General features: G+C 56.4%; 18 protein-coding genes. 15 read left to right on the top strand and 3 right to left on the bottom strand.

Annotated features, from left to right (window positions below; translation table 11 throughout):
- The first annotated feature begins 19 nt into the window (after positions 1-19).
- From FHW16_RS18595 to FHW16_RS18615, 5 genes are all read left to right on the top strand, one after another.
- Positions 20-784: a glutamine amidotransferase gene (locus FHW16_RS18595; RefSeq protein ID WP_182550765.1), complete on the top strand. Its 765-nt coding sequence runs from the start codon at positions 20-22 to the stop codon at positions 782-784.
- 52 nt (positions 785-836) lie between these two features.
- Complete coding sequence (locus FHW16_RS18600; RefSeq protein ID WP_182550766.1) at positions 837-1,679, top strand: BtpA/SgcQ family protein; 843 nt, start codon at positions 837-839, stop codon at positions 1,677-1,679.
- A 4-nt stretch (positions 1,680-1,683) separates the two neighbouring features.
- Positions 1,684-2,331 (top strand): TenA family protein, encoded by a 648-nt coding sequence (locus FHW16_RS18605; RefSeq protein WP_182550767.1) that lies wholly within the window; start codon positions 1,684-1,686, stop codon positions 2,329-2,331.
- 18 nt (positions 2,332-2,349) lie between these two features.
- Positions 2,350-3,249 (top strand): ribokinase, encoded by a 900-nt coding sequence (locus FHW16_RS18610; RefSeq protein WP_182550768.1) that lies wholly within the window; start codon positions 2,350-2,352, stop codon positions 3,247-3,249.
- Between the two features lie 216 nt (positions 3,250-3,465).
- Positions 3,466-5,616, top strand: a complete 2,151-nt coding sequence (locus FHW16_RS18615; RefSeq protein ID WP_182550769.1) for a carboxy terminal-processing peptidase — start codon at positions 3,466-3,468, stop codon at positions 5,614-5,616.
- Between the two features lie 57 nt (positions 5,617-5,673).
- Here FHW16_RS18615 and FHW16_RS18620 read toward each other — a convergent pair whose 3' ends face one another.
- Together FHW16_RS18620 and FHW16_RS18625 are read right to left on the bottom strand one after the other, a co-directional pair.
- Positions 5,674-6,975, bottom strand: coding sequence for a HAMP domain-containing sensor histidine kinase (locus tag FHW16_RS18620; protein WP_182550770.1), 1,302 nt, complete (start codon positions 6,973-6,975; stop codon positions 5,674-5,676).
- The gene (locus FHW16_RS18625) at positions 6,975-7,664 is read right to left on the bottom strand and encodes a response regulator transcription factor (protein ID WP_182550771.1); all 690 of its coding nucleotides are present in this window, start codon (positions 7,662-7,664) and stop codon (positions 6,975-6,977) included. The genes FHW16_RS18620 and FHW16_RS18625 overlap by 1 nt, the downstream gene beginning before the upstream one ends.
- Before the next feature lie 330 nt (positions 7,665-7,994).
- Between FHW16_RS18625 and FHW16_RS18630 the strand changes: the two genes are divergently transcribed.
- From FHW16_RS18630 to FHW16_RS18645, 4 genes are all read left to right on the top strand, one after another.
- Entirely contained in the window at positions 7,995-9,272 is a 1,278-nt protein-coding gene (locus FHW16_RS18630; protein WP_182550772.1) for an efflux RND transporter periplasmic adaptor subunit, read from the top strand.
- 9 nt (positions 9,273-9,281) lie between these two features.
- On the top strand, positions 9,282-12,434 hold the full coding sequence (locus tag FHW16_RS18635) for an efflux RND transporter permease subunit (RefSeq protein WP_182550773.1): 3,153 nt from the start codon (positions 9,282-9,284) through the stop codon (positions 12,432-12,434).
- Positions 12,435-12,536: 102 nt separating this feature from the next.
- A complete protein-coding gene (locus FHW16_RS18640) occupies positions 12,537-14,006 on the top strand; it encodes an efflux transporter outer membrane subunit (protein ID WP_182550858.1) in 1,470 nt (489 codons plus the stop codon).
- 271 nt (positions 14,007-14,277) lie between these two features.
- Entirely contained in the window at positions 14,278-15,675 is a 1,398-nt protein-coding gene (locus FHW16_RS18645) for an amino acid permease (RefSeq protein ID WP_182550774.1), read from the top strand.
- A 137-nt stretch (positions 15,676-15,812) separates the two neighbouring features.
- Here FHW16_RS18645 and FHW16_RS18650 read toward each other — a convergent pair whose 3' ends face one another.
- Positions 15,813-16,895 (bottom strand): porin, encoded by a 1,083-nt coding sequence (locus tag FHW16_RS18650; protein WP_182550775.1) that lies wholly within the window; start codon positions 16,893-16,895, stop codon positions 15,813-15,815.
- Between the two features lie 226 nt (positions 16,896-17,121).
- On the opposite strand from FHW16_RS18650, the gene FHW16_RS18655 reads away from it, so the two are divergent.
- The 6 genes from FHW16_RS18655 to FHW16_RS18680 all read left to right on the top strand — a co-directional run bounded on the left by FHW16_RS18655 (position 17,122) and on the right by FHW16_RS18680 (position 23,329).
- The gene (locus FHW16_RS18655; protein WP_182550776.1) at positions 17,122-17,697 is read left to right on the top strand and encodes a nucleoside 2-deoxyribosyltransferase; all 576 of its coding nucleotides are present in this window, start codon (positions 17,122-17,124) and stop codon (positions 17,695-17,697) included.
- A 257-nt stretch (positions 17,698-17,954) separates the two neighbouring features.
- On the top strand, positions 17,955-19,697 hold the full coding sequence (locus tag FHW16_RS18660; protein WP_182550777.1) for an ABC transporter substrate-binding protein: 1,743 nt from the start codon (positions 17,955-17,957) through the stop codon (positions 19,695-19,697).
- Positions 19,697-20,680, top strand: coding sequence for an ABC transporter permease (locus FHW16_RS18665; RefSeq protein ID WP_182550778.1), 984 nt, complete (start codon positions 19,697-19,699; stop codon positions 20,678-20,680). The genes FHW16_RS18660 and FHW16_RS18665 overlap by 1 nt, the downstream gene beginning before the upstream one ends.
- The gene (locus tag FHW16_RS18670; protein WP_182550779.1) at positions 20,677-21,579 is read left to right on the top strand and encodes an ABC transporter permease; all 903 of its coding nucleotides are present in this window, start codon (positions 20,677-20,679) and stop codon (positions 21,577-21,579) included. The genes FHW16_RS18665 and FHW16_RS18670 overlap by 4 nt, the downstream gene beginning before the upstream one ends.
- On the top strand, positions 21,576-22,391 hold the full coding sequence (locus FHW16_RS18675; protein WP_182550780.1) for an ABC transporter ATP-binding protein: 816 nt from the start codon (positions 21,576-21,578) through the stop codon (positions 22,389-22,391). The genes FHW16_RS18670 and FHW16_RS18675 overlap by 4 nt, the downstream gene beginning before the upstream one ends.
- Positions 22,388-23,329: an ABC transporter ATP-binding protein gene (locus tag FHW16_RS18680; protein WP_182550781.1), complete on the top strand. Its 942-nt coding sequence runs from the start codon at positions 22,388-22,390 to the stop codon at positions 23,327-23,329. The genes FHW16_RS18675 and FHW16_RS18680 overlap by 4 nt, the downstream gene beginning before the upstream one ends.
- The last annotated feature ends 12 nt before the right edge of the window (positions 23,330-23,341 follow it).

The raw sequence follows: 23,341 nt of genomic DNA on the forward strand, positions 1-23,341 counted from the left end.
ATGAAAGTTTGGTGATCCCATGACAAAGAAAGTCCTTCTGGTTGGTGAAAGCTGGGTCAGTTCGGCCACGCACTACAAAGGTTTCGATCAATTCGGCAGTGTTACATTTCACCTGGGTGCAGAACCGTTGGTCAAGGCGCTGGCAGGCAGTGCGTTCGATCTGACCTATATGCCCGCGCATGAAGCGGTCGATAAATTCCCCTACGATATGGCAGGGCTGGACGTCTATGACGTCATTATACTGTCTGACATCGGCGCAAACTCGCTGCTGCTGCCGCCTGATGTATGGCTGCATTCGCGCACTGTTCCCAACCGGCTGAAGCTGATCAAGACCTGGGTGGAAAAGGGAGGTGCGCTGTTGATGGTCGGGGGCTATTTCTCGTTCCAGGGCATTGATGGCAAGGCGCGCTGGCGGCGAACCGCCGTTGAAGACGTGCTTCCGGTGACCTGTCTTCCCTATGATGACCGGGTTGAAATCCCTGAAGGTACGACGGCGAAGATCGTCAAGCCGGATCACCCAGTCATGGCGGGTCTCGGTGGAGATTGGCCGGTGCTCCTGGGCGTCAATGAGGTCGAGCTTCGCGACCGGTCGGATGTCGAAGTGATTGCAACCTTGCCGGACGATCAGGGCGGGCATCCGCTGCTGGTTCTCGGACATTATGGCAAAGGCAACACCGCAGTTTGGACGTCCGATATTGGTCCGCATTGGCTCTCCCCGGCTTTCTGTGAATGGGAAGGCTATGGCACGCTTTGGAAAAACATTCTGACATGGCTGACGCGCTGACATCCGCAAGCGCGCCAACCACCATCGCAAAATACGTATGAAAGGGAACAACATGCAGGAAATATCGGATCGTAGCTCCAATGCCGTTCAGGAGATATTCGGTGCGAACAAGGTACTCATCGGAATGATTCATTGCCCGGCCTTTCCCGGCGCACCCCGATATAAGGGGGGCGATATGAATACGATCTATGATGCCTGCATGCGGGATGCCGAGGCCTGTGTGGAAGGGGGATTGCACGGGCTCGTTATCGAGAACCATGGCGATATTCCCTTTTCCAAGCCGGATGATATCGGGCCTGAAACAACAGGATTCATGTCCGTAGTGACGGATCGCATTGCCCGCGCCGTCGGCATTCCGCTCGGGATCAATGTGCTCGCCAATGCGCCGATCCCGGCATTCGCCATTGCCATGGCCGGCGGTGCCAAGTTCATTCGTGTCAATCAATGGGCCAATGCCTATGTGGCGAATGAAGGCTTCATGGAGGGCAGGGCAGCAGAGGCGATGCGCTACAGGTCGATGCTGCGCGCTGAGCACATCAAGGTCTTTGCCGACAGCCATGTGAAGCACGGCAGCCACGCTATCGTTGCAGACCGTACGATCGAGGAGCTGACGCGCGACCTTGCGTTCTTTGATGCCGACGGCGTTATCGCAACCGGCCAGCGTACGGGCAATGCCGCGACGATCGAGGAAATTGAGGAAATCGGTTCGGCAACCCATTTGCCGCTTCTCGTTGGATCAGGCGTCAACCGGGACAATATCGTGGAGATACTGAGCCGGACCAACGGCGTCATCGTTGCCTCTTCATTGAAGCAGGGCGGGGTATGGTGGAATCCTGTAGACGTCGAGCGGGTCAAGGCATTTCGCGCTGCCGCTGAACCGGGACTGGAGCACTGAGAGGATGGACAAAGAAAGCCTTTCCGACCGAATCCTGCGTGAAAATGCGATCGTTCTGCAAACGATGCTGGACCACCGGTTTGTCAAAGACATAAAAAGCGATGCGTTGAGCAAGGACGTGTTTGACCGCTATCTCGTCTATGAGGGGGCTTTCGTCGAGACGGCAATTTCCATCTTTGCCTATGCTGCGGCGACAGCCCAAACCATGGAGCAGAAGCGCTGGATGATTGCCGTTCTCGATGCACTTGCCAATGAGCAGATCGTCTATTTCGAGCGAACCTTCGCGCTTCGGGCAATCGACTCTTCCGCATTCGACGTCAATACGCCTGCGGTTGCAGCATTTCGCTCCGGGATGCTCTGCATTGCAGCAGAAGGCGGATTCCTTGATATCGTTGCCGCAATGTTTGCAGCGGAATGGATGTATTGGTCGTGGTCGAAGGAGGCGTCCGCATGCCACATCAGCGATCCCATGCTCAAGGAGTGGATTGATCTGCATGTGAGCCAGGGGTTCGCGGAACAGGCATCGTGGCTGAAGCGTCAGCTTGATCTGGCAGGTGAAGATCTGTCCGAGCAGGCATGTTCGCGGTTAAGCACTATTTTCGGCCATGCCATGCAGCTCGAGATCGATTTTCATGACGCGCCATACCTCTAGCATTCCAAAGGCCCAGCAATGCGCGCTTATGTAATCGGCAATGTCACCATTGATGAAACGATCATTGTGGACGCGCTTCCAACCTCGGGAGCCTCCATCCTTGGCGAGGTCGGGGCACACGATCTTGGAGGCAAGGGAACGAACCAGGCCATTGTCATGGCACGGTGCGGCGTAGCAACGACATTGGTCACACCCGTCGGGAATGATGCACGCGCTACGGCGATACGCCAACGCCTGCAGAACGAACCCCTTGTTGCCGAACTGGTCGAACTGCAGGGAAAAGCCAGTGATGTTTCCATTATTTTTCGACTTCCCGATGGGGAGAATGCGATTGTCACGACAACGGAATCTGCCCGGAATCTGAGTGCATCCGACGTTGCTCCGCTGCTGCAAGGCGCTCAGCCGGGTGATCTGGCGATCCTGCAGGGCAACCTGTCCCATCAGGCGACACGCGAAATTCTTGAACAAGCCCGATGTCTTCAAATGATCACGGCGTTCAATCCATCGCCCCTGCGCCCATATTTCTCTGGCCTTTGGGACCTGGTCGACGTGGTCTTTCTCAACCAGGGCGAGGCTCTTGCTCTTACAGGAACAACCGGCAATGCAGCTGCGGCGTATCTGCTGGAATGCGGTCTGCGCGACGTGGTTCTGACGCTGGGTCATAATGGAGCTATTCTGGCAAACGCTGAGGAAATGATCGCAGTGCCGGCCCATCCGTCTGTCGTTGTTGATACGACTGGTGCAGGCGATACATTCATGTCCGTGGCCCTCGCGTCATCGGCCAGGCGCACGTGCCGCCTGGATAGGCTGGCGATTGAACATGCGGTGAAAGCTGCCGCTGTCACAGTGTCAAGAAAGGGAACGCAGTCGGCTTTTCCCACGTCGCACGAGCTTGAAACGCTGTTGGCATCACACTAGCACCTCTTGCTGCGGCCGCCCGGTGAAGTTCAAACTGCCAACCACTGTTATCTGGCAAATCTGCTGCAGTACTGCAGCGAAAAAAAGAAATAATCGGGATGAAGTCCGGATTAATCTGGTGTTCGGTTGCCAAAAAAACCATAATTGTTCCAACAACATTCAATTGACGAAATTGAATATCGAAACCTGAACGTTAAAAATCGGATCGAAGCTTTAATGCGTATGAAATATGGTTTGCTCTGTGTGTTTCTGGCAATCGCGCCCTCTGCCCACGCGCTGGAAGCCGGTTCACCCCCGGCCCTGACGCCGTTGCAACAACAGGCACAGGCGGCTCGTTTGAGCGCTCAGTTTTTGACGCGGTACCATTACAAGCCTGTTCCGCTGGACGATGCCCTTTCCGCCAAAATCATGGATCGGTTTCTGAAGGCGCTTGATCCCGATAGGTTCCTTTTCGTTCAGGCAGACATCGACAAGTTCATGACTGACAGCACGAAGATCGATGATGGTATCAATCAGGAAGACTTGCGGATTCCTTTTTCCATTTTCAATGTTTATGAACAGCGCGTTGTTGAACGTTTGACCTATGCGCGTGGGCTCCTGAAACAAGGTTTTGATTTCAGTGTGAAGGAAGATTATCCCTTCGTACGTGACAAGGAGCCATGGCCGCAAACACAGGCAGAGAGCGACGAAATCTGGCGTAAGCGCGTTAAGAACGACTGGTTGCGCCTGAAGCTCGCGGGCAAGACCGATGACGGCATTCGCGACACGCTCGACAAACGGTACCAAAACTCGCAGGAACGCGCCTATAAATACAAAAGCGACGACGTGTTCCAGATATTTATGGATGCTTACACCACCTCGGTTGAACCCCATACGGATTATTTCGGTGCAACGGCTTCGGCCGAATTCGATATTTCCATGAAACTGTCGCTGGTGGGGATCGGGGCCGTCTTGCAGGAGCGCGACGACTACACGACCATCCGCGAACTGATGGCTGGCGGTCCCGCGCAGCTGTCGAACAAGCTTGCGGTCGGTGACCGGATCATCGGCGTTGGCCAGGGCGAGCGCGGCCCGATAAAGGAAGTGGTCGGCACACGCCTTGATGAAGTTGTCAAAATGATCCGCGGCGCCAAGGATTCGGTTGTCAGGCTGGATATACTGCCGGCCGATGCCGGACCCGATGGCAAGCATCGCACGATTAATCTGGTGCGCGACAAGATCAGTCTCGACAAACAGGCGGCGAAAAAGACCATTCTGTCCGTAAAGGATGGTGACGCTACCCGTAAAATCGGCGTGATCACTCTGCCTGCCTTCTACGAAGACTTCGAGGCACGCCGCAAGGGCGACAAGAACTACCGCAGCGCCAGCCGCGATGTTGCCAAGCTTCTGACGGAACTGAAGCAGGACAAGATCGACAGTGTCCTGATTGATCTGCGCAACAATGGCGGCGGTTCACTCGCAGAGGCCATCGATCTGACAGGCCTGTTTGTCGGCAAAGGGCCCGTGGTGCAGGAACGCAATGCCGGTGGTGAGGTGAATGTCGAGAGCGACAACCTGCCGGCACCGGCGTGGACCGGTCCGGTTGGCGTCCTGATCAATCGGGGCTCAGCGTCGGCTTCCGAGATTTTTGCTGCTGCGATTCAGGACTATGGGCGTGGTGTGATTGTCGGTGAACCCAGCTTTGGCAAGGGGACCGTGCAAACGGTGGTCAATCTTGATCAGCTGGCCCACAACAGCAAGCCGAAATTCGGCGAGCTGAAGATGACCGTTGCCCAGTTCTTCCGCGTCAACGGTGGTACAACGCAGCTGCGCGGCGTAACGCCGGATGTCAGCCTGCCCGGGTTCTCGGACCCCAAGAGCTTTGGCGAGTCGAGCTACGACAATGCTCTGCCATGGACGCAGGTTCCGCCGGCAAATTATACCCCTTCTGCTGATCTGAAGGCATTGATTCCGGAACTGCAGACCCGTCACGAAGCACGGGTTCAGAAGGATCCTGCTTTCCAGCGTTTTGTGGAAGATATGGCGGATCTGAAAAAGCAGCGCGAAAAGCGTGTTATCTCACTCAATGAGACTGACCGCCGCAATGAGATGAACGCCCAGGCGAACCGTCTCAAATCCCGCGAAAAGATCACCGATGGAGCCGGAACAGGTGACGATGACGATTCCGCCGATCTGAACACGCAGGATGACGGCCTGCAGGCCAATGAGCGTAGCCTGAGTGCAGACATCGCCATCGAGAAAGCACGAAAGAGTGCGAAGGACGTGTTGCTGAACGAGGCTGCCAGTATTGTAGCAGATGAAGCAGCTCTGCTCGCCGGTGTTCCGAAGATGGCAGCGCAACAACCGGGAAGCCCTCCCGCGAAATAATGGTTCCGGACGCGATTGCCATCTGGCCATCGCGTCCGCCGTTTCGGCAAATCCCGGTTAGATTTGATCCTGTTTGAACGGGTCTGGTTTAAGTGGAATGACAATCTCCACCACGAGGCCTTTGGGCTGCCCCTTTTCGGCTCTCACCGATCCGCCGTGAAGCTCCACGGCCTGCCGGGTGATCGCCAGACCCAAGCCCACACCCGCCCTCGGGCCGCCTGTACCCTCTACCCGCACAAATGGCCGAAAAATCGCTTCCATTTCAGATTCTGGAAGACCCGGACCTGAATCTTCGACACGGATGAGCAGCGCGTTGCCATCGCTCAGTATTGCCGTACGGATCACAACCCTGCCGCCAGTCGCACTGTACTTGATGGCATTGCGAATGACATTCTCAATTGCCCGGTAGATCAGTTCGCCGTTGGCGTAGGAAACCGCTGAGTCAATGCCGGTTACCTCAAGGCTGATGCCTTGAGCTTGTCCCTCAAATGCTCCGTCTTCCACGATAGCATTGACGAGTTCGACGAGATCGACCGGTTGTCTGTCAAACTCGTAGGGTTCGCCGGATTCCAGTTGAGCAAGTGTCAATATTTCTTCGACCAGTTCATCGAGCCTGTCGATCTCGCGGTTGATGCGCAAAAGCAGATCCGGCAACCGGGCAGGGTTCTGCCTGAGAATACCGGTCGCCGCCTGCAGACGTGACAACGGCGATCGCAGTTCATGGGAAACATCGTGAAACAGACGTTGCTGGCTGTGGTGAAAATCATCAAGCTTGGTCGCGGCAATATCAAAGTCATGGCCGACCGCCGTTATCTCATCTTTGCGATGACCGAATGTCTTGCCGATCCGCACACTGAAATCACCCTTCGCAAGAGACCTTAATCCTGCCTGTAGAGTCTTCAGCGGCTGAAGCAGATATCTGGCCAGCCAGAGTGCCGACGCAAGGCTTGTGATGGTTCCGGCAAAGACAATCAGCCAGATGCCGCGCATCCTGTCGAAAATCGAATAGGTTGTTCGTGCCGCCGTGATGCTGGTGCAGCCCTCGGGCGTTTGGATCAATCTTGATATTGCCGTCGTCGTGGGGTCGGGTTGGCAGGCACCAAGTCCAACCTTGGTGATAATGAGGTCAACGGGTCTGTCGAACGATGCAGCCGATGTGGCGAATTTGGCCAATGCATCGGGCCCCGAATCTTTCAGTACGGTGGCAGCTGAATCCAGGACCGCTGTCTCAATCAGGTCCTGCGCCGCTCCCTTGGGTGGTGCAAGGTCGAATATGGTGCTGATGGCGATAACGACGAGTATCGCCCCCGCGATGGTCAGTGCGAGCGTCCAGAAAAATCGCCAGAAGACGCGACCCATTACTGGTCCTCGACGAGTTGATAGCCCATGCCGCGTACTGACCGAATCCAGGACTGGCCGTCTGCTGCCTTTCCAAGTTTCTGTCTGATGCTGCTGATATGCACATCAATGCGGCGGTCGAAGGCCGTCAGGGGGCGGCCGAATGCGCCTTTGGAGAGGTCCTGTTTGGAGACCATCTGACCAGCGCTCCGGACGAGCACTTCAAGCAGGTTGAATTCCGTTCCGGTCAGCTCCAGGTGGTGTCCTTGCCACTCCGCTGTCCGCGAGCGCGGAAACAGCTTGAGCGCACCGGACTGCAGCAGATGCTCTTCCTGATCCTGCTTGTGACGGCCGGTCCGGCGCAGGATCGCGCGGATACGGGCCACGAGTTCACTCGGTGAGCAGGGTTTTGCCAGATAATCGTCGGCGCCGAGATTCAGCCCGGTTATGCGATCAATATTGTCGCCACGCGCACTCAACATCAGAATTGGAATCTCGCTGGAGCGCCGTATCCGCTGCATGACTTCAATGCCGTTGAGCTGAGGCATCATGATATCCAGTACGACCAGATCGTAGGAACCAGAGATGCCTTCCTCGATGCCGCGTTTCCCGTCATGCACGGCGCTGGCATCCAGACCTTCTTCCCTGAGATACTCCGAGAGGAGGCTGGTCAGCTCCACATCATCATCGACCAGCAAGACTTTCGTCATGATCCGCCTCGCGCCCTGAATTCAATCTTTTCTATACCCGCTCTCATCCGGCGTGGGCCCGATTTTACATAACTTTACACAAACTTAACGCTGCTTCACACCCAACCATTTATAGAGGCCAGCGGGGAGAACGTTGTGTGAGAAGGCCTTTATCGTGCGCAAATCCCCGCCCCATCGCCATATCGTGTGGCCCTTTCCCAAATCCCTGAACTTTGAACGGCTGATGAGCGCGTCTGTGCCCGGTTTCCGCTTTTACGGAAGCAGAACGGCGCGAGAGTCCTTTGAACGGATGGATTGAGCGCTGTGCAACAGAAAGAGTGTGGACCAGAAATGCTAGGACAATCAGAGAAAACTGTTGGAATATTTCGCATCCAATGGGGATATGCCGGTCTGTTTGCACTCTCTCTCGTCCTCGGTGGATGTAATTCGGAACAGGCCAAACCGCCTGCCGCACAGACACGCCCGCAAGTGAGTGTCGTGACGCTGCATCCCCAATCGGTTGCTGTCACCGCCGAATTGTCGGGCCGCACCTCGGCGTCACTGAGTGCCGATGTACGTCCGCAGGTAGGAGGCATCATTCAGTCGCGGCTCTTCGAAGAGGGCGGGGAGGTGCAGGGCGGACAGGCTTTGTACCAGATCGATCCGGCAAGCTATCAGGCGACCTACGACAGCGCGATTGCGGCACAGCAGAAGGCCGAAGCCGCTGTGCCAAGCGCCCAGGCCAAACTGGAGCGCTACCAGGGCCTGATCAAGCAGAATGCAATCAGCAAGCAGGATCTCGATGATGCCGTGGCTTCGCTTGCGCAAGCGAATGCTGACGTGGCTTCTGCCAAAGCCAGCACCGAAACAGCGCGCATCAATCTCGCCTATACGAAAATCACCGCCCCAATCTCCGGCCGCATCGGCAAGTCGTCATTGACACCGGGTGCGCTGGTGACTGCGAGCCAGGATACGGCGCTTGCAACCATTCGCACCCTTGATCCCATCAACGTCGACGTATCGCAGTCGAGCACGAACCTGCTCAATCTTCGTCAGGCTATCATGGACGGCCGAGTGAAACTGAGCGGAACCAATGTGAGCGTAAAGCTCAAACTCGACAACGGCACAACCTTTGTGCACACGGGCAAGATGGAATTCGCCGAGGCCAATGTCGACCAGACGACGGGCACCTTTGCCTTGCGCGCACAGTTCCCCAATCCGGATCGGTTGCTCTTGCCCGGCATGTATGTGCGTGCCGTTGTCGAGGAAGGTATCGCCGAGAACAGCTTCGTTGTGCCTCAGCGCGCGGTTACCCGCAACGCCAAGGGTGAGGCGACGACTCTTGTCGTCAACGCTGACGGAAAGGTCGAGGAGCGCGTACTCGGCATTCGCAACACGGTCGGCAACAACTGGTTGGTGGAGAAGGGAGTCAACGACGGTGACCGGGTCATCGTGGAGGGCTCCCAGTTCGCCCGCGCCGGCCAGAGTGCAACACCCGTCGAAGTGACGATTGACGATGTGACTGGCGAGGTCAAGGAGCAGAAGCAGGCCGCTCTTCCTCAGCCGGCGCTGGCTGACGCTGCCAACCCTGAACAGAAGCCGGCGTCAGACGCCACAGCCAAGAACTGAGGGTCCCCCATGTCCGGCTTCTTTATCAACCGTCCGATCTTTGCCTGGGTGATTGCCATCGTCATCATGCTTGGTGGTCTGCTTGCGCTGAATTCCCTGTCGGTATCGCGCTATCCCCAGATCGCTCCAACCACCGTCAGCATCAGCGGCTCCTATCCCGGCGCCGACGCGCAAACCGTTGAAAACTCAGTGACGAAGGTCATCGAGCAGGGAATGACCGGTATCGATGATCTGGATTATATGACCTCGACATCAAGCTCGACGGGAAGCACGAGTATCTCGTTGACCTTTACGAGTGCCGCTAATCCTGACGTGGCTCAGATGCAGGTTCAGAACAAGCTGCAGCTTGTCACGTCACAACTGCCGCAAATCGTTCAGAGCAACGGACTGACAGTCACCAAATCGTCGACAGGTTTCCTCATGGTTGTCGCGTTTGTTTCGACCGACGGGAAAATGACGTCCACCGATCTTGCGGATTATGTCGACAGCACCCTCAACGATACGCTCAAGCGTGTCGAAGGCGTTGGCTCAACCCAGTTGTTCGGTGCCAGCTATTCGATGCGGATATGGCTTGATCCGGATAAACTGGCAAAATATGCGCTCATGCCGAGCGATGTTTCCACGGCAATTGAGGCGCAGAATACGCAGGTTTCCGCCGGGCAGCTCGGTGCTTTGCCGGCACGGCAGGGGCAGCAACTCAACGCGACGGTGACGGCGAGAAGCCGTCTCCAGACACCTGAACAGTTCCGCAATATCATTCTCAAAAGCGCAACGGATGGTTCGCTTGTCCGTCTCAACGATGTGGCAAGAGTGGAGATCGGTGCGGAGAGTTACACGACAAGCGCTGCCTATAACGGGATGCCTGCTGCTGGTCTTGCTATCAATCTGGCCACCGGTGCCAACGCTATCGATGCTGCTGAAGCGGTGCAGTCCGCCATATCCCGTCTTTCGTCAACCTTTCCGGAAGGGGTGAAGGTCTACTACCCCTACGACACCACGCCGTTCGTTCTTCTCTCGATTGAGGAGGTCGTCAAGACACTGATAGAGGCTATTGTCCTTGTCTTCGTGGTGATGTTTGTCTTCCTGCAAAACATCAGGGCAACGCTTATCCCTTCCATCGCCGTGCCGGTGGTGCTTCTTGGGACGTTTGGCGTGCTCGCCATGGCGGGCTATTCCATCAACACCCTGACGATGTTCGCCATGGTGCTGGCCATCGGTCTCCTCGTGGACGACGCGATCGTCGTTGTCGAGAATGTCGAACGCGTCATGCAGGAGGAAAAGCTGCCTCCCAAAGAGGCCACGCAAAAATCGATGAAGGAAATTACCGGCGCGCTTGTCGGCATCGCCACCGTATTGTCTGCGGTGTTTGTACCCATGGCTTTCTTCGGCGGTTCAACCGGTATCATTTATCGCCAGTTCTCCATTACCATCGTTGCCGCTATGGTGCTTTCCGTAGTGGTTGCGCTGGTGCTGACGCCTGCACTTTGCGCAACGATCCTGCGTGCGCCAACAGATCACGCCGAACGCAAGGGTATTTTCGGTTGGTTCAACCGGGCTTTTGACCGTAGCACCACGGCTTACCGCAATGGGGCGCAGGGCATCATTCATCGCGGAAAACGCTTCCTGATCATCTTCCTTGCCATCGCAATTGCCATGGGCTGGATGTTCGTGCGCCTTCCAAGTTCATTCCTGCCCGAAGAGGATCAGGGGATATTGATCACCAGTGTCCAGTTGCCGGTGGGTGCCACGCAGGATCGGACATTGCGCGTGCTCAAACAGGTGTCCGACCATTTCCTGAACGATGAGAAGGATGCGGTCGACGGTGTCTTCACAACCGCCGGTTTCGGTTTCGGCGGATCCGGTCAGAACGTCGGTATCGCCTTTGTCAGGCTCAAGGATTTTGCTTCGCGTCAGTCCAAGCAGCTCGCGGCGAATGCAGTGTCCGGCCGGGCCATGCGGGTATTTTCCCAAATCAAGGATGCCCGCGTGTTCGCCTTCAACCCGCCGGCGATCCAGGGCATGGGCAATTCCAATGGATTCGAGTTCTACCTCCAGGATGTCAATGGTGCTGGCCACGATGCATTGATGCAGACGCGCAATAAGCTGCTGGCTCTTGCGGGCCAGAACAAGCTTCTCGCCAATGTGCGTCCGAATGGCCAGGAGGACGAGCCTCAGTTCGCGATCGACATCGACCAGGAGAAGGCCAGCGCGCTCGGTGTCAGTCTTTCCGACATCAACACGACACTCTCCACCGCCTGGGGCAGCGACTACGTCAATGATTTCATCGATCGCGGCCGTGTGAAACCCGTGTATCTGCAATCGGACAAGGATTTCCGCATGCAACCGGAGGATCTCGACAAATGGCATGTACGCAACGCATCCGGTGACATGGTGCCATTCTCGGCCTTTGCCTCCAGTCACTGGACGTTCGGCTCGCCCCGGCTCGAGCGGTTCAATGGCTCTGCCGCTGTTGATATTCAGGGTGCTGCCGCTTCGGGCGTCAGTTCCGGTGCGGCGATGGACGAGATTGACAACCTCATGGCCCAGTTGCCGGCGGGATATTCCCATGAATGGACCGGTCTTTCGGCGCAGGAAAAGCTTTCTGGCAATCAGGCTACATCTCTCTATGCCATATCTGTGCTTGTCGTTTTCCTGTGTCTGGCAGCGCTTTACGAAAGCTGGTCGATCCCATTTGCCGTGATGCTGTCGGTCCCCATTGGCATTTTCGGAGCGCTTTTGGCAGCGAGTCTGTTTGGCCAGACCAACGACGTCTATTTCAAGGTCGGTTTGCTGACAACGGTCGGTCTTGCCGCAAAAAACGCCATTCTGATCGTGGAATTTGCCATCGAGCGGCAAACCGCCGGCTTGGGGCTGGTGGAGGCGACACTGGAGGCCGCGCGCCAGCGTCTGCGCCCGATCCTGATGACATCCTTCGCATTCATCCTGGGCGTGACGCCCCTTGCCACGGCAAGCGGTGCTGGGTCAGGTGCCCAGAATTCCATCGGTATCGGTGTCATGGGCGGCATGATCGCGGCGACAGTGCTCGGCGTGTTCTTTGTACCGCTGCTTTTCGTTGCAGTCAGGCGCTTGTTCAGCCGCAGGTCTGCCGAGGTGAATGAAACAACCGAAGACGGACAGACAGCCAAACTCGGTTCGAACTAGGCCATCCCAATGAGAACTTCCAAGATGGATGAAATGACAAAAATGACATCAGCTGCCGGTGATCCGGGCCTTTTGAGAAAACAGCAATTTCGCATCAGGCAAATGCTCGGGCTTCTTGTCTTGAGCTCCTGTCTGGCCGGCTGCGTCGTTGGGCCGGATTACCAGAAGCCGTTGATCTCGATGCCCGGCAAATGGGGAAGCAGCAAACAGGCAAAAGCGCCGAAGCCGGCCGAGCTGTCCAACTGGTGGCAGCGGCTGCGCGATCCCGAGCTGAATGCACTTGTTGAAGAGGCCGTGGCAGGCAATCTGGACGTCGCATCTGCCAAGGCAAAAATCCGCGAAGCACGCGCGACGTATAGGCAGACGGCCGGCACGCTTCTGCCATCCGTTGACGGTTCGGCATCAGCAACCCGCACGAGAACGAGCGCCGCTAGTACAGGCACGTCCGCACAGATTTCAAGCCAGTTCGAGACGGGCTTTGATGCCAGCTGGGAACTTGATCTTTTCGGCGCGAACAAGCGCAGTACCGAAGCAGCGAAATATGGGCTGGATGCAGCGGGCGAGGATCTTCGATCCACATCGCTGACTTTGGTCGGTGATGTGACTTCCTATTATGCTCAGGCGCGGGGTTATCAGGCGCGTATCGCATTGGCCCGGCGGACTGCGGCTTCGCAGCGGGAAACAGCGGCTCTCACGCGAACGAAATTTGAAGCCGGGTCATCGTCGGCAGTTGACGTGGCAAATGCCTCGGGACTCGCAAACAGCACTGAAGCGGAAATACCCTCGCTTGAGACAAGTTATGCAGAAGCGGTGCATCGCCTTTCGGTGCTGACGGGCAGGCCGCCAGCTGCCCTGACCGAAAGGCTGAAACGCAGTACCCCTATCCCCACACCGCGTTTGCCTGTGCCCACAGGTGTTCCGGCAGATATTCTTTTGACGCGACCTGATGTGAGGATGGCAGAGCGCCAATACGCGCAATACACTGCAAAAGTCGGTCAGGCCGAGGCGGCGCGTTATCCCAGTGTCAGCCTGACAGGCAATATTGACACGACAGCGCTGAACGTCGGGGATCTCGGCAAAAACTCCAGCATCGGGTGGTCGTTCGGTCCGACATTGAGCGTACCGCTTTTCAGCGGCGGCCAGAAGAAGGCGGCTGTTGAAGTCGCGCAGGCACAGCGGGATCAATATTTTGTTGCCTATCGATCTTCCGTTCTCACCGCGCTGGAGGATGTGGAAAATGCCATCGTGTCGCTGGCGCAGGAGCGTATCCGAAATGGAAAGCTTGCCGCCTCGGCCAAGCATTATCGCGACGCAGCCAGCCTGTCGCGGTCATTGTATCAAAGCGGAACATCGAGCTTTCTTGATGTCCTCGACGCAGAGCGGTCTCTCTATACTGCGGAAGATGCACTCCTCCAAAGCCGCGTGGCCATTGCGACCGACTATATCGCTCTCAACAAGGCACTTGGCGGCGGCTGGAGCGGTTTGATTGATGCCGGCAAACCAGAGGTCAAGGATACCAACACCGGGCCGCATATCACGACCAGCAACCGGCAACTCGCGCAACAGCAATAGTCTGGTTTAAAATGATGGTGTCTCATTTATGCGGGGTTCTCTGGCATAAAAGCCGGTATGTACCCCAATGTCCCGCAGCCGCCGTCCAAATTTCGGGCGCTGATTTCACTTGGATTTTTAGTGATACAAGTGTTCATCAACTTAGGTTTCAATAGGTCAACATTATTGACCTACACTGTGCTCCCGTATGCGCCGATCCATGTAATATCCCGCCGACTTTAGAGTCGCATTGACGATTGCATCATGACATCGGCCAGGAGGAGGGACCGCTATGACTATGTCGAGCCAATCAGAGAATCTGTCCGGTGACGGTGATCTGGCACGCAAACTCAAGAGCCGCCATATCCATATGATAGCCATTGGCGGCGCCATCGGCGTTGGTCTGTTTCTTGGATCCGGGAAGGCCATATCAATGGCCGGACCCGGGTTGTTGCTGAGCTATGCCGTCGGCGGTATTGCCGTGTTCTTCATTATGCGGGCACTCGGCGAATTGCTTCTGCACAAGCCTGTTGCCGGTTCATTTGCCACCTACGCGGAAGAATATGTCGGGCCTTTTGCCGGTTTTGCCACGGGCTGGTCCTATTGGTTCATGTGGGTGGTTATCGGCATGGCCGAGATCACGGCCGTCGGCGTCTATATCCATTACTGGCTGCCGAATGTGCCGCAATGGGTGCCCGCTATGGTGACCCTGGCGGTGCTTTATATCGTGAATGTCGTCGCGGTGCGGCTGTTTGGTGAGCTTGAATTCTGGTTCGCCCTCATAAAGGTTGTCACGATTGTAGCGTTGATCCTTGGCGGGCTTGCCGTTATTGTCTTTCGGATCGGCGAACTTGGACAGCAGGCCAGTTTCTCCAATCTGTGGACGCATGGCGGGTTTTTGCCTTTCGGCGCGCTCGGTGCTGTTCTGGCCCTGCAGATGGTCATGTTCGCCTATCAGGGCGTGGAGCTGATAGGCGTCACCGCGGGTGAAGCCGAGAACCCGGAAGATGTACTGCCGCGTGCTACCAACGGCATCATCTGGCGAATCCTGATTTTCTATCTTGGTGCTCTGGCCGTTATCATGGCTCTTCTGCCCTGGAATCAGCTCGACCCGAATACCAGCCCGTTTGTTTTCGTGTTCGACAAACTCGGACTGAGCATCGCAGCCGATGTGATCAATTTCGTTGTCATCACCGCTGCTGCCTCATCATGCAACAGCGGTATTTTCAGCAATGGCCGCATGCTGTTTACATTGGCGCGTGCCGGTCAGGCGCCCCGCATATTTGGCAGGGTCAGCCGCAACCATGTGCCATTCTACGGCATCACGGCCTCAACAGCGGTCATGTCCATCGGCGTGGTGCTGAACTATGTCGTGCCGGAACAGGCCTTTATCTGGATTACCAGCATCTCTCTGGTTGGCAGCCTGTGGACCTGGTCAATCATTATGATCGCGCATCTCGGCTATCGCCGCGCCGTCGCCAGAGGCGAGGCGAACCCCGTGCATTTCCGCATGCCGGGAGCTCCGGTTGCCAACTGGCTGGTCGTGGCGTTCCTGCTGATGGTCGCTGTCTTCCTGGGCTTTGATCCATCAACCCGTGTCGCGCTTTATGTGGCGCCAATCTGGTTTGGGCTGTTGGCAATTGCCTATCAGTTCACAAAGCGTCAGCGGGCACCTGTTTTGACCACCTGATGGTGTCTTGACGGAAACAAAAAACGGCGAGCCGTGAAGCTCGCCGTCTCTGCAAAGGATTTGACTGGAGATCGTATCAACTTTGCTATCTGGCGATGCAGCTTCAAAGCGCTGCATCGCCAAATTTTTATCAGGTTTTAGAAGTTGCGCTGGAAGCGGATAACGCCGCCAAATGCATCGTCCTTGCCGCCGCGCTGGCTTTCAGCGAAGTCCTTACGAGCGCCATCGAACTTGGTGTAGTTCAATTCTGGTGTGATCGTGAAACCGGGGACGATTTCGTAAGCCACGTTCAAAGCAGCTGCGATGGTGCCTTCGGATTCATAAGCGACCTGTGCATTGACAGTTGCCTTGTCGGCAACCTTGGCAGCAATGCCACCCCAAACCGCATAATCGCCTTCCCATGTGCCGAACCAGTTGCGCTGGCCGCGGGCTGCGTCGTCATAGTTGGACTGATAGCCACCCATGACCCATGCCGACACTGTGTCGGTAAACTTCACGTCCAGGCGCAGCTTGCCGGCCCACTCTTCGATCTTGGAGTCATAGCCGACGATGCCGGAGATCTTGCCCCATGACTGTTCGTACTTTGCACCGGCGAGGACATGCGGCATGTAGTCGTCGATACGGTAGTCGTAGTTGAAATAGCTGGCAGTCTGTGTCTGGCCCTGCTCCGCGCCGATGATGGCAGAAAAGCCATTTCCAGCGTTGAACGTATAGCTGACCTGATTGCTGTAACCGGACTGATAGTTGATCACATCGTCGTTGACGATGTTGCCGGCGTCGCCTGTCCACGTGCCGAAGATTTCATCAACCACACCGATGCGGAAACCGCCCAGCTCGATGAAAGCCTGAGGAATAGAGCCACCGCTGTTGGAACCGTTCGTGTAGTCGAAACGCGTTTCGATGAAAGAACGCAGAGTGCCGAGTTCGGTTTCCGAACGGGCATCGAAGCGGACGGTGGCGCGGGTCTTCTTCTGCCAGGTTCCGAATTCGCCGCCCTTGTAGGCGTCATCGCCGCCCTTGGCGTCATAACGCAGGTATCCACCGATTTTCAGGCATGTTTCCGTGCCCGGAATATAGAAAAATCCTTTGCCGTACGTATCGCAAACGCGAACGTATTCAACGGCTTCCGGTTCTGCGACGACAACTGCATCGGCAGCGCGTGCACCAGTTACTGCAACGAGTGCTGCAGCCGAGCCAAGAAGTAAGCTCTTGATGGTCATGGGTGATCTCCAAACAATCTATGGGAAAGGTTGCTAGGCCGTATTGCTTCACAACCGACAGTGGAATCGCTGTCTGCGTCGTCGTTAATGGAGATATGTAACGGTTTTATCACGCAACTGACCGCGCTCGCGGACAATGGATATTTTCGTTTGAAAGCGAACGCTTGGCTGTGTCAGTGTGACATTTCGGCAATAGCCGGAACGCATGTAAACGAGTGAAGGCGACATGACCATGAAGGTATATCTTGCCGGTCCCGAAGTTTTTCTAAGCAATGCCAAAGAGGTTCTGGCGCATAAATCCGAGCTCGCCCGCGCCGCCGGATTTACGCCGCTTGCACCGGGAGATCTCGAAATTCCCCGTACCGACAGCAAGTATGAACGTGGAATTGCAATCAGCGCTATCGATGAACAGCTTATGCTGGCTTCTGATCTGATAATCGCCAATCTGACGCCTTTTCGTGGTATCAGCGCCGATGTCGGAACCTCCTTCGAACTCGGCTTCATGTGTGCTTTGGGCCGACAGGTCTATGGTTACACAAACGTGGCCGCAAGTTATCTCGAGCGCACCAGCCGGGACTATTACAAAGGAATGATCAATTCTGACGCCAGTGGAAAACTGACTGGTTCTGACGGTCTCAGCATCGAGGATTTTGACATGGCTGACAATCTCATGCTCGAAGGTGGAATCATCTCGCGCGGCGGTGTGTTCGTCAGAAAAGCTGTGCCGGATGGGAGGGTTCTCACCGATCTGGCTGGCTTTAAAGAGTGCCTCATCCTGGCTGCAGAAAAATATCTGCGATGAGCAGGCTCGCGGTACCTGCACTATCGTGTGTGCCGCTAAACAATGGTGTCAATTGACCCCGCGAAGTGATTCTCCCCAGCTTCCAACAAGCGCTGATTGATTACTTTTCTTCCATTTCTCGCGAAATTTGGGATCGAATTGTGTGGCAAAATTGTGGCTGTTGACAACCGCACATCTCCATGCCTAGCATTAAATCAAATTGATTGACCTAAAAGGGACGGAACCAAAACAATCATTTGAAAAATGGGGAATGAGACATGACTGCAGATAGGAATGCTGTAACACGCCGGCTCTCGATTGCTTCCCGAATAACCGATTATCTTCCCGCCGCGGCCACCTTCGGCCTTGCGCTTCTTGCCTCCAGCCCTCTTGCCGGCGCAGCGCCCGCATCGGCTGAAGTGCTCCTCACCATGCACATTGAAGAACAGACAAGCTGGGTGCGAAACTTCAATCCCTTTGATGTTGGCGGCCGTCGCCAAAGTACGCTCGACTTCATTTACGAGCCGCTCGTCGTGTTCAATGAGCTCGACAACGGCAAGCCCACTTACCGACTGGCGACGGGTTTCAAATTCGCCGATGACTTGAAATCCATTACCTACACCATTCGTGACGGGGTGAAGTGGTCGGATGACAAGCCGCTGACCGCTGCCGATGTGAAATTCACCATCGAAATGATGCGCAAGAATCCGGCGCTTGATTTTGTCGGGGTGGCAGACAGCGTCGCCTCTGTGGAAGCGCCCTCGGCAACCGAGGTGAAGATCACTCTCAAGGATGTCGATACGCATTTTCCGGAATCATTGTCTGATTTGCCCGTCGTGCCAGAGCATATCTGGAAAGACATCGCAGATCCGCTGGCGTTCAAAAACGAAACGCCTGTGGGTTCCGGGCCGATGACGGAAGTTCGCCGGTTCACCCCGCAGGTCTATGAGCAATGCCGCAATCCGAATTATTGGGATACGGCCTCGCTGAAGATCGACTGCCTGAAACTGCCGCAGATTTCAGGAAACGATCAGATATTGGCGACTTTGCCGGAAGGGCAGATGGACTGGTTCGGATCATTCATTCCAGAGATCGAAAAGACCTACGTCGCACTGGACCCCAAGCACAATCATTACTGGCAGCCGCCTGCTGAAACGGTTGCGTTCCAGATGAACCTCAAGACGAAAAAGCCAGGCAATGCGGCTGCATTCAATGATATTGCGTTCCGCCGGGCGATCAGTCTGGTGATGGACCGGACTGCAATGGTTGACATCGCGAGCTTCGGTTATCCCGTGGTCAATCTGCATGCCAGTGGTTTGCCTCCGCGTTTCGACAGCTGGCGCAATCCTGATGCTGAGAAAGCCCAGGATGAGTGGATGGGCTATGATACCGACAAGGCAGACAAACTGCTTGATGAGGCTGGCTACAAGAAGGGCGCGGATGGGTTCCGCGCGACACCGAAAGGCGAGCCGATCGCCTTTTCGATCATGGTCCCCAATGGCTGGACCGACTGGATCGATGCGGTGCAGATTGCTGCCGAAGGCTTGCGCAAGGTCGGGATCAACGTTTCCGTCGCCACCCCCGAATATGAACAATGGGGCAAACAGATTGTCGAAGGCAATTTCGACTCACTGATCAATTCGCGTGCTGATGGTCCGACTCCTTTCCGCGGTTACTATCAGTCACTGGCAACGGCATTTGGCGGCCGCATCACAGGCGCTCCCTCGCGTTACTCGAATCCTGATCTCGACAAGCTTTTCAGCGATTACAAGAAAGCAACGACTATTGAAGAGCGCCGAACGATCTTCAATCAGATCCAGCTTGTGGTGGCCGACAATTTCCCGGTCATTCCGCTTTTCAACGGCCCGACCTGGTACCAGTTTTCCACCAAGCGGTTCGCCGGCTGGGTATCGAAGGAAGATCCGGCAATGAACCCGGAAAATCACGAGAATAACCGGATGCGGCTCATTCATCTCCTGCGCCTGCATCCCGTCGATGAGAAGGCCGGAGATAACGGCTGATGCGGCTACCCCTCCGCCGGCTTGCAATTTACGGCGTGGCATTCCTGTTCGCCATTGTCGTCAACTTCTTCGTTCCCCGGTTGATGCCGGGGAGCCCGGTCGATGGAATGATCGCCCAGCTCGGACCACGCGCAACACCGGCCGCTATCGAGGCGATCAAGGCCCGGTTCGGTGCCGTGGAACAGCCCCTGTGGGAACAGTTCGCTGATTACCTGAAGGGGCTCGCCACCCTCGATCTCGGTGTGTCGGTAAAATATTACCCGCAGACCGTTGTGGAAGTTCTTGGCCGCTCGGCGGGGTGGACGGCATTTCTCGTTATCACAGCCATTACCTTTTCGCTCTGTATCGGGACATCCCTCGGCGCGCTCGCTGCGTGGCGGCGCGGTGGCCGGTTCGATTCATTCGTTTCGCCGTTCTCCATCATGATGATTGCTGTCCCACCGGTGGTCATCGCGGTCGCTACACTCTTTACCTTCGGCGTTGCGCTGCGGTGGTTTCCCGTCGGCTATGCCTATAATCCCAATCTTGATCCGGGGTTGAGCTTCACGTTCTTCGGCAGCGTCTTCCTACACGCCATCATGCCGGTGCTTACCCTTTCGCCCTATCTGATCGGCGAGTTTCAGACAACGATGCGCACCAGTATGATCTCGGTTCTTGGTGAGGACTATGTCACCATGGGACGCGCCAAAGGTTTGAGCGAAACCGCTGTTATGTTCGGCTATGCGGCGCGCAATGCGATGCTGCCCGTCCTCACCAACCTCGCACTCATGCTGGGTGCGGTGTTCGGCGGCTCCATCGTCACGGAAATCGTCTTCAACTATCCCGGTCTTGGTCTCACCCTCTACACGGCAAGTGTGGCCCGCGATTATCCGGTCATTCAGGGGCAGCTCCTGCTGATGACACTGGCGACGCTGGGTGCAAATCTTCTGGTCGACCTGATCTATGGAATCGTCGATCCGCGCATCGGGGAGGCACGCACATGAATTCCGGAGTCAAACTCCTGCTGCGGCAGAAAAAAGCCGTTATCGGTTTGGTCATCGTTGTCGCGCTGTGCCTGATGGCGCTTTTTGCGCCAATCCTTGCGCCGAACGATCCGGCGGCACGTGTCGGCCGCTCGCATCAGCCTCCAAGCATAAGCCACGTCATGGGTACGACCAAGATGGGTCGTGATGTGTTCAGCCAGTTTGTCTGGGGTGCCCGGTCATCGCTGGCTGTCGGTTTTGCCACCGGCATATTCATCACCGTGCTCGGCACGTTAATCGGGCTCGCTGGTGGTTATTTCGGCGGACGTACCGACAATATACTCGACCTTCTGACCAATGCGGTGCTCGTCATTCCCAATATTCCCCTGTTGATCCTGCTGGCTTCCTTTGCCGGTACGGTGGGGCCCATAGCCATCATGGCGATCATCGCTTTGACATCATGGCCATGGGGCGCGCGCATGACGCGGTCGCAGACGCTCGCCTTGCGCAACCGGGAATTCGTCATCGCGGCCCGCATGGTGGGTGAGCCCAACTGGCGGATCGTGTTTGTCGAAATCCTGCCCAATCTGCTGCCGCTCATCGCGCTCAATCTCGTCGGCAGCATCATCTATGCCATCGTTGCCCAGACCACCCTGGAATATCTCGGATTTGGCGATCCCCTGAACGTGACATGGGGCACCATGCTCTATAATGCCCAGAATTCATCCGCCATCATCGTGGGTGCCTGGTGGGATATTGCCATGCCCTGTGCGGGTATCGTTCTGGTCGGGCTCGGGCTTTCCCTGCTCAACTTCACCTTCGATGAAATCGCCAATCCGCAATTGCGTTCCGGGCCTGCACTCCGGCGCTGGCTGCGTCTCAACCGCCAGCGCGCACGCGAACTGGAGGCAGCACGATGACCGGTCCGCTCCTGCAAGTTCGCAATCTCAGCGTGGATTACCTGCTCGACAAGGGCGTCTTCAATGCCGTGAAGAACGTATCGTTCAACATTGGCCGCGGTGAACTGTTTGGCCTTGCCGGCGAGTCCGGCTGTGGCAAGAGTACCATTGCCTACGCCATCACGCGCCTCGCCAAGCCGCCGGCTTGGGTGGCTGGCGGAGAAATACTGCTTGATGGGCACGACCTACTGGGGATGACCGAGCGTGCCCTGCAAACCGTTCGGTGGAAACGCATCGGCATGGTGTTTCAAAGTGCCATGAACTCTCTCAACCCTCTCATGCGGGTCGAGGCGCAATTCCATGATGTCCTGTCCCGGCACACCGGCTGCACCCGCGAGAAATCACGGGCCCGTGCAAAAGAAATGTTCCGGCTTGTCGGCATACCGACGGACCGGCTGTCGAACTATCCCCACCAGTTCAGTGGAGGTATGCGTCAGCGTATCGTCATCGCAATCTGCCTTGCCCTCAGCCCGGAGCTGATCATCATGGATGAACCAACCACGGCGCTGGATGTGGTGGTGCAGCGGGAAATTCTGGAGCAGGTGGTTGACCTGCAGAAGAGCCACGGTTTCTCCGTCCTGTTCATCACGCATGATCTGCATCTGATGGCACAGATCTGTCATCGCATCGGCGTCATGCTCAAGGGTGAACTGGTCGAGGTTGGGGACGTTCGTCAGGTCAGTCGGGCACCTGTGCATGATTACACCAAACGATTGTGGGGTGCGATTCCCAACCTACCGACCCTCGGCTCCATGCAGGGGAGGCTCGCATGAATGCCATTCCGGATCCCGTTCGCGCTGCAACGGCTGATGTATCGCCGGTGATCGCGCTTGAAAATATCACGCGGTCCTTCGGTCTTGTTCATGCACTGCGCGGTATTTCCTTTTCATTGGTGCCGGGCAGGGCACTTGCTCTTGTCGGCGAATCCGGTTGCGGCAAGACCACATGCGCCCGGATTATCGCACGGATGGATCGGCCCACGTCCGGCACGATGCTGTTTCGCGGCAATGACGTCACTGCCATAGGTTCAGGGGCACAGGAGCGGGCCTATCGCCGTGCGGTGCAGATGGTCTTTCAGGATCCCTTCGCCTCGCTCAATCCGGTATTTTCGGTGGGGCACCATCTGGTGCGGCCGCTGAAACTGCACGGTCATGTCCAGGGCAGAAAGGGCGCCACGGATAGGGTCGACACGTTGCTGGAAAGTGTCGGGCTTGACCCCATTTTGACGGCCCACAAGTTTCCGCATGAACTCTCCGGCGGCCAGCGCCAGCGGGTCAATATTGCGCGGGCACTGGCTGTGCAGCCGGAAGTGCTGGTCGCCGACGAGCCCACGTCGATGCTCGATGTTTCCATCCGGCTCGGTATTCTGGAGCTTCTTTCGAGTATCAAGCGCGAGCGCAATCTGGCCTTGCTCTACATCACCCACGACATCGCAACCGCTGCACATGTTGCAGAGGAAATCGTGGTGATGTTCGCCGGTCAGATGGTGGAGTGGGGTGAAACCACGTCTGTTATCACCGATCCGCGCCATCCCTATACCAAGTTGCTTCTGTCCGCCGTGCCCGACCCGTACAAGCCCTTTGTGCCGGGAGACAGCGCGCGGTTTCTGCAGCACGCGGAAGAAATCCGGTGTGTTTCCCGGCCCACGTCCGATGGCGTGGAGAAGGTCGGGTCCAACCACTTTGTCCGAACGCTTGGAGAAGCTGCCTGAGTGAAAGGGAGA

This window comes from Phyllobacterium myrsinacearum (assembly GCF_014138285.1).
In the GTDB taxonomy this organism is placed as follows: Bacteria; Pseudomonadota; Alphaproteobacteria; order Rhizobiales; family Rhizobiaceae; genus Phyllobacterium; species Phyllobacterium myrsinacearum_A.